Source organism: uncultured Hymenobacter sp. (assembly GCF_964242765.1).
Taxonomy (GTDB): Bacteria; Bacteroidota; Bacteroidia; order Cytophagales; family Hymenobacteraceae; genus Hymenobacter.
This window is the reverse complement of the sequence record NZ_CAXTBM010000027.1, coordinates 62,329-75,690: the sequence shown is the minus strand read 5'-3', so window position 1 is coordinate 75,690 and position 13,362 is coordinate 62,329. Positions and strand designations below refer to the sequence as shown.

7 protein-coding genes and 1 pseudogene are annotated in these 13,362 nt (G+C 57.3%); 6 read left to right on the top strand and 2 right to left on the bottom strand.

The annotated features are described in order from the left end of the window. The 3 genes from ACFE7X_RS13100 to ACFE7X_RS13090 form a co-directional block, all read left to right on the top strand. A partial coding sequence (locus ACFE7X_RS13100; protein WP_375436120.1) for a SusC/RagA family TonB-linked outer membrane protein occupies nucleotides 1-1,600 on the top strand: 1,600 nt, incomplete at its 5' end. An 11-nt stretch (nucleotides 1,601-1,611) separates the two neighbouring features. Then, the gene (locus ACFE7X_RS13095; RefSeq protein ID WP_375436119.1) at nucleotides 1,612-3,090 is read left to right on the top strand and encodes a RagB/SusD family nutrient uptake outer membrane protein; all 1,479 of its coding nucleotides are present in this window, start codon (nucleotides 1,612-1,614) and stop codon (nucleotides 3,088-3,090) included. Between the two features lie 176 nt (nucleotides 3,091-3,266). Next, complete coding sequence (locus ACFE7X_RS13090) at nucleotides 3,267-4,211, top strand: formylglycine-generating enzyme family protein (protein ID WP_375436118.1); 945 nt, start codon at nucleotides 3,267-3,269, stop codon at nucleotides 4,209-4,211. A 153-nt stretch (nucleotides 4,212-4,364) separates the two neighbouring features. Here ACFE7X_RS13090 and ACFE7X_RS13085 read toward each other — a convergent pair whose 3' ends face one another. Then, nucleotides 4,365-5,534: a glycoside hydrolase family 76 protein gene (locus ACFE7X_RS13085; RefSeq protein WP_375436117.1), complete on the bottom strand. Its 1,170-nt coding sequence runs from the start codon at nucleotides 5,532-5,534 to the stop codon at nucleotides 4,365-4,367. A 204-nt stretch (nucleotides 5,535-5,738) separates the two neighbouring features. Beyond that, nucleotides 5,739-7,715 carry a beta-L-arabinofuranosidase domain-containing protein gene (locus tag ACFE7X_RS13080; RefSeq protein ID WP_375436116.1) on the bottom strand — a complete coding sequence of 659 codons (1,977 nt, stop codon included), beginning with the start codon at nucleotides 7,713-7,715 and terminating at the stop codon, nucleotides 5,739-5,741. A gap of 341 nt (nucleotides 7,716-8,056) precedes the next feature. Between ACFE7X_RS13080 and ACFE7X_RS13075 the strand changes: the two are divergent. The 3 genes and pseudogenes from ACFE7X_RS13075 to ACFE7X_RS13065 all read left to right on the top strand — a co-directional run. Beyond that, nucleotides 8,057-8,122, top strand: a pseudogene (locus ACFE7X_RS13075) (hypothetical protein); the annotation flags it as partial. Nucleotides 8,123-8,205: 83 nt separating this feature from the next. After that, complete coding sequence (locus tag ACFE7X_RS13070; RefSeq protein ID WP_375436115.1) at nucleotides 8,206-11,466, top strand: SusC/RagA family TonB-linked outer membrane protein; 3,261 nt, start codon at nucleotides 8,206-8,208, stop codon at nucleotides 11,464-11,466. 14 nt (nucleotides 11,467-11,480) lie between these two features. Then, nucleotides 11,481-13,358: a RagB/SusD family nutrient uptake outer membrane protein gene (locus ACFE7X_RS13065; protein WP_375436114.1), complete on the top strand. Its 1,878-nt coding sequence runs from the start codon at nucleotides 11,481-11,483 to the stop codon at nucleotides 13,356-13,358. Nucleotides 13,359-13,362 lie beyond the last annotated feature (4 nt).

Sequence of the window (13,362 nt, the reverse complement as noted above, 5' to 3'; positions counted from 1 at the left end):
GAACAATGGCTTGGGCACCATCCTTTCGGGCAACCGAAACTACTACCTCGGCGAGGGCACGCTGAACTTCAACCAAGAAATTGGCAAGCACAGCCTCAACGCCGTGCTGGGTACCACCTACGAACACTTCGGGTTGAACACGTTTTCGGCCGGGGCCCGAGGCTTTACGTTGGCCGACCTGACCTACAACGCAATTGGTTCGGGAAACAGCGCGCTAAACCAAGTGGGCAGCGGCCGGGCCGAAACGCGCCTGGGCTCGGTGCTCGGCCGCGTCAACTACAGCTTCAACAACCGGTACTTGGTCACGGTATCGATGCGGGCGGATGCTTCTTCGCGCTTCGGGCCCAACAACCAAGTCGGCTATTTCCCTTCCCTGGCCTTGGCCTGGAAGGTGACGGAAGAGAGCTTCTTGAAAGACTACGGCTGGCTAACCGAACTGAAGCTGCGGGCCAGCTACGGCGCCATTGGCAACCAGAACATCAGCAATTTCCTCTACACCTCCACCTTTTCCTACGGGGGCAACATTGTGCAGGGCGGCGTCCGTAACCCGGCTATTTTCCCTTCACGCAGTCCCAATCCCGACCTGAAGTGGGAAGCCGCCGTGCAAACCGACTTGGGGGTAGACTACGCCTTGTTCGACGGGCGCTTGCAGGGCTCGGTGGAGTACTACAACCGCAAAACCTCGGACCTGCTACTGGCTGTGCCCCAGCCCCTAAGTACGGGCTATGGCAACCAGGTGCGCAACGTGGGCAGCGTCCGCAACTCCGGCTTCGAGTTCGCGCTGACGGGGGGCGTGGTCCGGCAGAAAAACTTTTCGTGGAACGTCAACGCCAATCTAACCACGCTTGAAAACCGCATCCTGTCACTGGGAGGCAGCGCGCCCATCTTTGCCGGTGGCGGCGGCAACATTTCCAACGCCAGCATCATCCGACCCGGCGCGTCGCTCGGCAACTTCTACGGCTACCAGGTGCTGGGCGTGTGGCAGCAGAACGACGACCTAACCCAGGCCCCAGTCGGTGTGAAGCCCGGCGACACGAAATACCAAGACCAAAACGGCGACAACCAAATCACCGACGCCGACCGGGTAATTCTGGGTAAGTCGTTGCCGGACTTCTACTACGGGCTAACCAACACGCTTCAGTTCAAGGGTTTGTCGTTGGATGTTTTCTTGGAAGGCGCCCAGGGTAGCAGCATCCTAAATAACAATCTGGTGGACAGCTACTTTCCCTTCAGCTTCCGGCGCAACCGCGTGGCCGAGCCCCTGCTCAACCGCTGGACGCCCACCAACCCGACCAACGAGTATCCGTCGTTCGTGAATCCGGTGTCGCAGGGGCAGCGCGTGGTGAACTCCACCACCGTGGAAAAGGCCGATTATCTCCGCCTGCAATCGGTTCGGTTGTCTTACAACGTGCCCCTGCCGGCGAGTAAAGTCATCAAAGCGCTGGGCGTTTTCCTGACCGGCCAGAACCTGTTTACGATAACCAACTATTCGGGCACCGACCCCGCCGCCAACACCATTGGCAGCGACATCATCAAGATTGACTACGCTTCGTATCCTCGCACTCGCACCTACCTGGCGGGGGTAAACGTCCAATTCTAGGCGCTAATGCTATGAAAATTTCAACTAAAATTGGCGCCAGCTTGCTGGTCTTATGGTCGCTAGTAAGCTGCGACGACCTGATTACCGTCGAACCGCAGTCGGAACTCGCCCCGTCCAACGTGCTGACCACCCAGAATGGCTTACAGGCCGTGCTCTACTCGGCCTACAGCAACTTTCAGAACCAAGAGCCTACCCGGAACCGCATCAATGAGTCGGAGGTGACGACCGACATAGCTTTCAACACCGGCGGGGGTGAAAACCTGTTTCTAAGTCAGTTCATCAATTTCACCTGGGACCCCTCGCTGGGCACGTTCACCGGCGATACGTGGGCTATTTATTATTACTGCATCCGCGACGCCAACATCGTGCTCGACAATGTGGCGAGCGTGGCGGCTTCGGAGGCTATCAAGCGGCAGTTTACGGCCGAAGCCCGGTTTCTGCGCGCCTACTCCTACGCCATTCTCTATAGCTGGTACGGCCCGGTGCCCTTGCGCACTTCCAGCACCACAACCAAAGATCTGGCCCGGGCCACCGACGACGAGCTGAAAACATTCATCGAAACGGAACTCACCGAATGCGTGGCCGACCTGCCCGACCCCGGCAAAGAAGTGGCCTACGGGCGGGCTACCAAGGGAGCGGCCTACGCCGCGCTGGCGAAGTTCTTGCTGAACACCAAGCAGTGGCAGAAAGCCGCCGACGCCAGCCAGGTCGTTATTGCCTTGAACTACTACAGCTTGTTTCCGTCGTTTACGGGCCTGTTTCGCGTTGAAAACGAGCCCAACGTCAACAGCGCCAACAAGGAAATGATATTCGTGTCGCCCTGCCTTAATCAGGCCGGCTACGGCAACTGGTTTATGGCGGGGGCCCTGCCGCCGGCCTTCCGAACCACGCCCCAGATTCCGGCGTTTGTCTGGACCCCAGCCATGGCTAATTTCGCCACTCAGTACCGGCTCCGCTCGGCTTTTGTGAACACTCTTGCGGCCAACGACCAGCGCGGCCAGCTCGTGGTGAAAAGCTACATCAACACCTCCAACGCCACCGTCGATCTGATGACGACGCCCGACAATGCCCGCAGCTTTAAATACTGGGACAACTCCACGCTCGGCAACAACAGCGCCACCGACGTGCCACTACTACGCTACGCCGACGTCCTGCTTGCCCGCGCCGAGGCCCTCAACGAGGTTGGCGGCCCCACCCCTGCCGCCGTGGCCCTGGTAAATCAGGTACGTACCCGCGCCGGGCTGGCCAACCTACCGGCCTCCGATATTGCGTCGATGACAACCCTGCGCGATGCCATCCTGCGCGAGCGGGGTTGGGAATTCATTTCTGAAGGCAAGCGCCGGGAAGACCTCCTTCGTCACGACAAGTTCATCTCCCTGGCCCTGGCTCGCGGTGTTACCGTGGCTAATGCCAACAAGCACTTGCTGTATCCTATTCCTCAATCCGAAATTGATGCCAACCAGTTGGCGGTACAAAATCCAGGGTACTAGCTACTTCTTCAGATCCGGAGGCCAGTTTGGTGGCGCAGTGAAAACAGCCGTGCTCTGGAGTGAAGCGCGCTAACGGCTATTAGCTTGGCAATCCGAGCGAGGCCTCCGACGAAATTATGGTCTTCAATAAAAAGCTTCCCAAGCAGGGGCTAACTTGCAAGATTCCTGTTCCATTTATGCGCAAGTGGCACCTTATCATAGCGTTGGGCTTGTTACTGGCTTCTTGTCAGCCTGAGGCACCCAAGCAGTTTGTATACTCCCCTACCATCACCGTTTTCGAAACCGAGCCCACTCAGAAACCCGTGCTGGCTTCTCGGCCGCCCGCTACGCTGCCCGCGGGCATGGTCTATGTGCCGGGCGGCTACACGCAAATCGGGTCAGAAGAGGGTCTCGATCAAGAGAAACCCACGGTTTGGGTTTCAGTCAAGCCTTTTCTAATGGACCAGCACGAGGTGACGGTTGGGCAGTTCAGGGCGTTTGTGCAAGCCACCAAGTACCGGACCCAAGCCGAAAGCTTTGGCAACGCCGGGGTGTTCAACGATAGCACCAAGGAGTGGGGCCTCGTGCCAGGCGCCAACTGGCAGTATCCCTATGGCCCCAGCGCCAGCCCTGCCGCCGCCGATCAGCCCGTGGCGCAAGTGTCTTGGGCTGATGCGCAAGCGTACGCTCAATGGGCGGGCAAGCGGCTACCCGATGAGATTGAGTGGGAACACGCGGCCCGCAACGGCACGAATAGCCGCGCACTTTATCCGACCGGCAACAGCCTGCAAGTGAACGGTAAGTTCGTGGCCAACACGTGGAACGGCAGATTCCCCGACGATGACCAGGCAACTGATGGCTTCCACCGAGCGGCGCCGGTTGGTTCGTTCGGCACCTCGCCCCTGGGCCTAGCCGATATGTCTGGCAATGTGTGGGAGTGGTGCGCCAATTCCAGCATGTCTTATGCTGAGTTAATGAATCCAGTGGCGGCGGCTTCCCAAACGGAACGGGCCCAACGCGGCGGTTCTTTCTTGTGTGAACCCGGTTGGTGCCATGGCTACCGCGTGTCAGGCCGCGCCAGCAGTACGCCCGAAACTGCGCTTATGCACGTAGGTTTCCGCTGCGTGCAGGACTTGCCATGAGCCACCCAAGCGTCTTGAGCGCAGTTGGTTCTGCAATCAGAGCTACTGCCTGAGCGTCCCAAACCTACTGGCAGTTCCTGAACTGTGACTAGCCATAAGCATGCTGCAAAACCGACCACCAGCAAGCCTATCAGCCTCGTTGCAGACAATTACCTAGAGGAGTTTTGCCGCCTCTAGCTCAGCCAGGGCTTCCAGCAACATCAGGCCGCTGAGTTGGGTGGAACCTTGGACGGGGCCGCTCGGCGGACTGGTCCAGGCGGTGTTGAAGAGGGTTTCTGGCTTGCGAGTACCGTGTTGCCACAGCGTCTGCGCATTATTTTTCAGGAAGAGGACGTAACTCGTTCGAGCAGCGGCGGGCGTAGCGCCTTCGCGGGCGAGCAAGGTTAGGTAGCGCACAAACACGCCCTTGAACAAGCCGCCGTCGCCCTCGCCTTCCGCTTTCAGAATACCAGCGGGGGCCAACTGCTGGTCGTTGATGGCGTAGCTGGCCGTGCGTACCGCATCTTGCAGATAAACAGGTTGCTGGGTGGCACGGAACAGCGCCAAGCCAGCCCCCACGTACACGCCTTGGCAGTAGCTGAACTTCCACTTGCGGTCCACTTGCCCGTCACCGAGGCGGTTTACTCCGTCCCATACGGTGCCGGTAGCGGGGTCAACGAGATGATCTTTTTGCCATTGGTAAATGCGTTGGGCCCACTCCAAATCTTCGGGGTCGTGGTCGAGTTGGTAGAAACGCGCAGCCAGCATGGCCGCCGGGGCGTTAGCGGGGGTATTGCGGTAGTCGCGCTGCGTTTTCTTCCAACTGATGCCGCCTAGCGCCGGATTCCAACCGTTCTTGATGTCAAGCCAAAGCTGCTGCGCCGTGGCTTTGTAGACAGCGTTTTGCGTTAGCTCGTAGGCGCGCAGGCAGGCCAGCGCGTGCCACTCCATGTCGTCATAAAACTCGTTTAAGTAGGTGTTGTCGTTCTTTTCCTTTGCCGCGCCGTAGGCCTGGCTGAGTTGCAAAAGGTAATCCGGGCTCCGGGTCCGAGCGTAGCCGTCGAGCAATACGTCGTAGAAATGAGCTTGCCACCAATAATTAAAGCGCGGGTCGCCGGCGTTGTTTTGCGGCAGAAACCCACTAGGCGTCACGAAACCGCGCAAGGCAACTTGAGCTGAATCGGCGCGCTTCGCCCATTCGGCGGGGCTGGGCGGAGACGAGCCGGAGTTGGACGTTGCACCGACCTCGACGGGCGGTTTGTATGCTGAGCAGGCGCTCAACAGCAGTACGGCCAGCGTGCTAACGAACTGACGCCGGTAGGTGGCAACGAGAAGAACGAACATGATGGGTTCAGATTTTGCCTTTCCGCTTTTCCGGTTCACGAGACGAAAGCTCTACGCTGGTAAGCAGCAAGTTTGGTGTAAAAATAAGCAGCTACGGTACCAGCCGGACGCACTCGGAAGCCCATCGAGTTAGCTTATCGAAGCCAGAATGGCGCTCGACTTCGGCAACTCTGGAAACGGAACCATGCGCAGCCACGTCATCACTCATTGAACGACTGGAAACGACGTTACGCGCAACTTAGCGGCACCATAGGGAATAAGGGTGAGCATTTCTGGCTGAGCACCCACTGGCCGGGCCACCGGGCTGACCGGTACGGGGCCAGCAGAGTTGTTCGTTAACTGCCAATCAGGCAACTGCACGCCCTGTACCCGCAGTTCGATGGGCGCCCCCTCGGGCGAGAAAACCACGCCCGTAGTGGACTTCTCCTGCACCGTAAAGGCTGTGGCCGGCTTGGGTCCCAGCAGTAGGCCATAGTTCCAGGGCGAAGTGGTGCGTACCTCGTAGTCGTCGGCTAGGCTGGGCCGCTCGCGCAGCTTGGTCCAGGTTTCGTTCAGCTTCAGCGCGTACACCAACGGGCCACGCTCAACCGACACCGACTGGTTGAAACCGGCCGGCACCCGCACCTCCATCGGAAGCCGGAGCTCCACTACGTCACCGGCTTTCCAACGCTGCTCCAGCACGTAGAAGGTGCCGGCTTTCGGAGCCTTGGCGGGTTTGCCATTAACAGCTACCGTAGCGTTGGTGGCCCACGCCGGAATACGCAGGCGCAGCGGGAAAGCATCTTTGCCCGTTTTCTCTACCGTGAAGCGCACCGTTTCGCGGAACGGATAGTCAGTGTCTTCCCGAATGGTGACGGTCTGGCCGCCGCGCACGGGCGTGCTCACGCGGTTAGGGGCGTAAGCAGCGGCCACGAGCCCCCCATCGGGTGAAGCCATCCAAAGGTGAGTGGCAAACTTAGGCCAGCCTTGGTGCATATTGGCCGTGCAGCAGCCAAAATGGGGCTCTAAACCAAACAAGTTGGCATCGTCGCCGTTACTCGACCAAGGTCGTTTGGCCTTGCTCACCAGCACTTGGTTGGGCTGTTGGTCGTACTGGTGGGCCCACATGGTAGGGTCGAAGGTGGCGGGCAGGGCGTTGAAAGTAATCTTCTCCAACTGGTCGCCAAAGGCGGGGTCGCCAAGCAGTGCCAACAGCTCTTCGTAGGAAAACTGCGCTTCCACCACCGTGCATAGCTCCGTACCCTGCGAGGGGTTGCGGCCCGAGAAATGCTCGTCGCTGCTGAACATGCCGTTGGGCAAACCGTGGTAGCGGTCCAGCATCGCCATTTGATTATAGATGGCTTTGCGGTCAACTTCGGTGCCACCCGTCATACCCCAGAGCACCGGCATTTTCAGGGCCATAGCATTGTTTACGCCGTGGGCTTGCAAAGCCCGCTCGGTGTTCCCAACGCCTTTTACCAATCCCAAATCCTCGCGCGTGGCGTGGTCAGTGAAGGGAAACTGAGCGTATAGTTGCTGCCAGTTGAAGCCCTGATTGGCCAGCTGAGCGGCCAGCGTCAGCAACTGCGGATTTTTGGTTTTCTCGTACGTCCAGCGGATGGGCAGCAGTTCTTCGGCCCAGCGGTATTTGGCCCACTCATGCAGGGGATTAGCGGCAAGTTGGCTGCTCTGATACGCAAAATACCGCTCCATGAGTGGCAGCACGCGCTTATCGTTGGTGGCTTCCTGGTATTGCATCAGCGACTTGAGCATCAGCATGTTGGGCCACCAGTCCTTGTTCTTGACCGGACCAATAGAACCGTCCGGTCGCTGGCTCTGCAAGGTCCAGTCAACCCATTTCTGGGCTTTCGCTTTCAAGGTGGCGTCATCGAGCAAATAGGCCAACGGAAGCAGACCATCGAGGTAGTAAGGGCCCCGCTCCCAGCCTTCGCCAGTACCGCCCAGCCACGCGCTGTTTGGCCCCAGATCAGGCCAAAATTCTTCTAAATGGCCGCTCAAGCCATTGGCCTGAACAACCAGTTGGCGCCGAAGCCAACCGTCAGGGCGAATATGCCCTAAAGGCAACGGCTGAAAGGCGTTGGGCTGAAACGGTTCCGGCGCGAGTGCTAAGGCTGGCAGTGTTCCCGCAAGGGCCAACAAAAAAGCTGCTAATGGTAGCAGTCGGGCGAAGGAAATAAGCATCAGGAATTGGGAAAGAGTAAGTAAGACAACGCGGATGCAAGATTACCGCACACAAACGATTGCGAAGAATAAGAGGAACGACAATTTTTTTCGTCTAGCTTCCTTCAATGTAACTCTAGTAAGCATCCTGAAACAGTACGTTGACAAATTAGTATCGCAACCGAGTCATAAACACTAATTGTATAATATCTTTAAAATTAATGTTTATGCAGTATCAGTGCGGTACATTTTATAATTATAAAGTCATAAAAGCCGGCATGTAGTTGCTAATTACGGGAATCATCTTCGCTTCGCAGTAAAAGAACAACCGTTTGCAAAATTTTCATTTGCTCTTATAACAAACGTTTGCATATTTATCGGCCCAAACGTCCTTCTCTAATTCCTTCTCATCAGCTAAAATGGATTAGCCAAGTAGACAAAGTTCAGTCACAGGTATCTGCTTTGGCTTTGGTTTGCACTTTCATTTCTCTAATCCAACACCCACGCGCTTATGAAAAATCGAATACCTATTAGAAAAGCCCAAACTCTTGCGCGGGCTTCACTTACGCCGATTGCCTTGTGTGCTTCGGTTGGGGTCGCTTTCGGGGCCTCTGATGATGGCAACTACCCTGCACTCGTGCGGGAAGGAATTTCGTGGAGTATCAACACAAATTCGGCCGACATAACCGTGACGGGCACGGTCACGGACACGAAGGGAGAAGGTCTGCCCGGCGTCAACGTAGTAGTGAAAGGCACTACCAACGGGACGCAAACCGATGCTCAGGGAAATTTCAGTATCACGGCACCCGAAGGGGCCGTGCTGGCTTTCTCGTTTATCGGTTATCGGCCGCAGGAAGTGCCGGCTAGCTCGGCGAAGCTCTCCATCAAACTAGCCTCCGACGACAAGGCGCTTGATGAGGTAGTGGTAGTCGGTTACGGCACACAGTCGCGGGCTACGGTGACGGGGGCAGTAAGCGCGGTTAAGTCGGAAGACATTACCCGCACCCCGGCCGTGGCCGCTACCAGCGCCCTGGTGGGTCGCGTGCCGGGCATTTCAGCCCGCCAGCCCGACGCCCGTCCCGGTAATGGCACTAGCATCCAGATTCGCAATATGGGCGACCCGCTGTACGTCATCGACGGTATCGTAGCCGATGTGGGGCAGTTCAACAACCTAGGCATCAATGATATCGACAATGTCTCCGTCCTGAAAGACGCTTCGGCGGCCATCTACGGCTTACGAGCGGCCAACGGCGTTATACTGGTCACGACGAAGCGCGGCACGAAAGGGAAGCCAGTTATTAACATTTCGGGCTACTACGGCTGGCAGAATTTAACGCAGTATCCGCGCCCCGCCAATGCCTATCAGCACCAGCGGGCCCTAATCGAGTCGGAGCAGAATCTGGCCCAACAGGGTCGGCGTACTCAGCAGATCGTGAATGACCCCGTCTCGGGAGCTCCTCTCACCCCGACCGAGCTGGAAAAGTGGCGCGTGGGCACCGAGCCCGGCTACCAGGGCTTCGACTACCACAAGTTCGTATTGCGGCCCAACGTACCACAATACTTTGTCAATGGCAGTTTCTCGGGGGGCTCCGACAACGTAACGTACTACATATCGGGCAGCCACTTGTCGCAGGAAGCACTGATCCGGGACTTTCGCTTCAAGCGGACCAACTTGCAGGCCAACGTGGAAGCCCGCGTGACGCCGAAGCTGAAAATCGGTACGCAGATTAGCGGACGTATCGAGGACCGGTTTCAGGCCGGCGTACCAGGCATCGACGATTACTTCAATCCGTTCCTAAGTATTTTCACTATGTGGCCTACGGAGCGGCCTTTTGCCAATGACAATCCGGCTTATATCAACCAAACGCACAACGTCAACGTCAATCCGGCCACGTACCAGACGGCAGTGACCGGCTACAGCCAGGACTACTTCCGGTCAGGCAAAGTGAACCTGTTTACGCAGTACGATTGGGACTTTGGCTTGAGCGCTAAAGCTACCGGCTCCTACAACTTCACCAACTTCGACTTCAGCGGCTTCGAGTACACCTACAACGCCTACAAATACAACGCCACCACGGGCGTTTACGAAACTAACCCGGCCTGGGGCAACCAAAACCCCTGGCGCGAAACGCGGCGTCGTAACGTTATTGATCGGTTCGGCCAACTGCAATTAAATTACAGCAAGCAGCTAGGCGACCATGGCATTACGGCAGTAGCAGCGTATGAGCGCTACGACACCGAGAATAAGTACAATATCATTCACACCGTACCGCCGAACAATACGATTCCCATTCAGCTGTTTGCCAGTCAGGACTTCCTGCTTGATGAAATATTTGAGCGGGCGCGAGCGGGCTATATCGGCCGGGTCAACTACAACTACAAGCAGAAATACCTGCTGGAAGTGCTGGGCCGCTACGACGGCTCTTGGCTGTTTGCCCCCGGTAACCGCTACGGCTTTTTCCCCGGCGCATCATTGGGCTGGCGCGTTACGGAGGAGTCATTCGTGAAGGAGCGCATCGGTAACGTACTGAGCGAATTGAAGCTGCGCGCCAGCTACGGCCGTACCGGCGCCGACGATTTAGATAACCCTGACAACAATAACTTCTTAGTTGCTCCTTACAGCTACGTACCCGGTTACAACTTTCCTTCGGGTAGCGCCATCTTTAATGGTAACTATACCTTCGGCGTACGGCCTCGTGGCTTGCCCATCACTACGCTTTCCTGGGTAACGAACATTACGTCGAACGTGGGCTTGGACTTCGGACTTCTGGAAGGCAAGATAACGGGTCAGTTTGATGTGTTCCAGCGCGAGCGTCGGGGCTTGCCCGCCGCCCGCTACGATGTGCTGCTGCCTTCTGAGGTGGGCTATACCTTGCCGCAGGACAACCTTAATTCCGATGCCGTACGGGGCGTGGAAGGCGCCTTGGCTTATTCGGGAACAGCGGGTGGCCTGACCTACACCGTGGGCGTCAACGCTACGCTGGCCCGGCAACGGGACCTGACGCAGTACAAGCCTCGCTTCGGTAATTCCTGGGAAGAGTACCGCTTCTCGTTCCAGGACCGCTGGTCGAATATCGGCTGGGGCTATCAGGTTGAGGGGCAGTTCCAATCGGAGCAGGAAGTTGCTGACCATCCCGTTGACAACGACGGCCAGGGCAACCGCACCCAACTGCCGGGTGATCTTATTTACAAGGACGTCAACAACGATGGCGTGATTAACATCTTGGATGAGCGGCCTATTGGTTACGCCCAAGGCGCTACGCCCTACATCAACTACGCCCTGAACACTACCCTGGGCTACAAGAACTTCACGCTAAGCTTTGATATTGTGGGGGCTGGTATGCAAACCTACCAGCGGGAGTTTGAGCTGCTGATTCCGTTCCAGAACAACGGCACCTCACCCAACTACACCTTCGAGGACCGCTGGCACCACGAAGATCCGTTCAACGCCGATAGCCCGTGGATTTCGGGTAAGTACCCGGCTGTGCGCAAAGACAACGCCGGCCACGCCAACTACAACCGCCGCAACGACTTCTGGATTACCAACGTCCGCTACCTGCGTTTGCGTAACCTGGAGCTGGCCTATAACTTGCCTAAGCCGCTGCTAAGCAAAGTCGGCGTATCGGGCTTGCGCGTATACGTGAATGCCACCAACCTTTACGTGATCAGCACCCTGAAAGACCTCGAGATAGACCCCGAAATTGCTTCGGGCAATGCTCTGGTCTACCCGCCCCAGCGCCTGCTTAATACTGGTTTCTCGCTCAGCTTCTAATCCACCCTTACCTCATGAAGCTCTCTTCTAAAACTGTTGCCCTAAGTTTGGGCCTACTGGTTGGCCTTTCGGCCTGCGAAAAAGATTTCCTGGAACGGGAGTCGCCCAGCATCGTGCTGGAGGCCCAGATCTGGAATGACCCTAACTTAATTACCAGCCTCCTAGCCAATTATTATGACCGCCTGCCCGGCCATACCCAGATTGACATCAACTTTGGGGACTACGCCGCCTACGACGAAGCCATGTGGTCGGGCAATGGCAACGGGCCAAACGACCTGTTTACCTATAATAGCTTTCGCTGGGCCTATTGGGATTATGGCTTGGTCCGGGACATAAACCTAGCGCTCGATAACATCGACAAGTTCAGCACGTCGCTGTCGGATGCGCAAAAGACGCAGTTCAAATCCGAGCTGCGCTTTCTGCGAGCCTACACCTATTTCGAGATGGTGAAGCGCATGGGTGGGGTGCCCATCATCACGCAGCAGTTGATATACGACTTCAGTGGGGATGCCTCAACCTTGCAATTTCCGCGCAATAAAGAGTCGGAAGTGTACGACTTCATTGCCAGCGAGCTAGATGAAATCAAAGGCACGCTCGGCAATGCGGAAAATGGTCCTAGCACCACCCGCGCGAACCGCTACACGGCCATGGCCCTGAAAAGCCGGGCCATGCTCTATGCCGGCTCTATCGCCAAATACAATGCCCTCTCGGGCCTGAACATCCAAACTCCCGGCGGCGAAGTAGGCATTCCAGCGGCGCGGGCCAATGAATATTACCAGAAAGCACTGGACGCGTCCAGGGAGATTATCAACGGGCCGTTTGCGCTGTACCGGGCCAACCCGAACCTGGGGGAGAACTTCTTTGACGCCATCAGCAAGAAGGCGCCTAACCCCGAAGTGATTTTAGCGAAAGACTTTCTGACGGCTAAAAACCGGCGGCACCTCTTTACTTACGACAATATTCCCCGCGGCATCCGCGAAGACAACCTGTCGTCGTCCATTATCACGCCCATCCTGAATCTGGTAGAAGCCTACGAATACCTGGACGGCACGCCGGGCACCATTGTAACCCGTAACGCGGCCAACACAGATTACATCTACTATGATAACCTCACCGGTCCCTTCGCCAACAAGGATGCCCGGCTCTACGGCACGGTTATCTATCCCGGTACCAATTTCAGGGGTCAGGAAGTACAGATGCAGGCCGGCGTGAAGGTTTGGAATGGCACTGGGTACCAGACTATCGAAGGGGGCTTGGGCACCTTGTACGCGCCGCCTGTTTTCCCGAACGGTGACGGCAAGCTGCTAACGGGCAGCTCCGGCCCGCAGCCCACGCAGACCGAAGTATCGAACACAGGCTTTTATCTGCGCAAGTACATCGACCCGGTGCCCAAGTCCAGCACCCGGGGCGTGCAAAGCGACACGTGGTGGGTGCGTTTCCGCCTCGGCGAAATCCTGCTTAATGCCTCCGAAGCCGCTTTTGAGCTAGGACAAACCAGCGATGCGCTAACCTACGTGAACCGGGTGCGGGAGCGGGCGGGCTTCCCAGCCAACAGCCTCACCGCCGCCACGCTCACGCTGGCTCGCCTTCAGAACGAGCGGCGCGTGGAACTGGCCTTCGAAGACCATCGGGTGTGGGACTTGAAACGCTGGCGCATTGCCCACCAGGTTTGGAACGGCGACCCCAACAACTACAACGCGGTGGCCTACGTGCTGTATCCCTACCGCGTAGTGCGCCCCGGCGACCCACGAGACGGCAAATACGTGTACGAGCGACTGGTGGCCCCCCGCTTCCGCACGCCGCGCAATTTCCAGTTGCTGAACTACTACACGTTCATTGGCCAAGGCTTGATTGGTAGCAATCCGAAGCTTGTCCGTAATCCTTTTGAATAGCCTC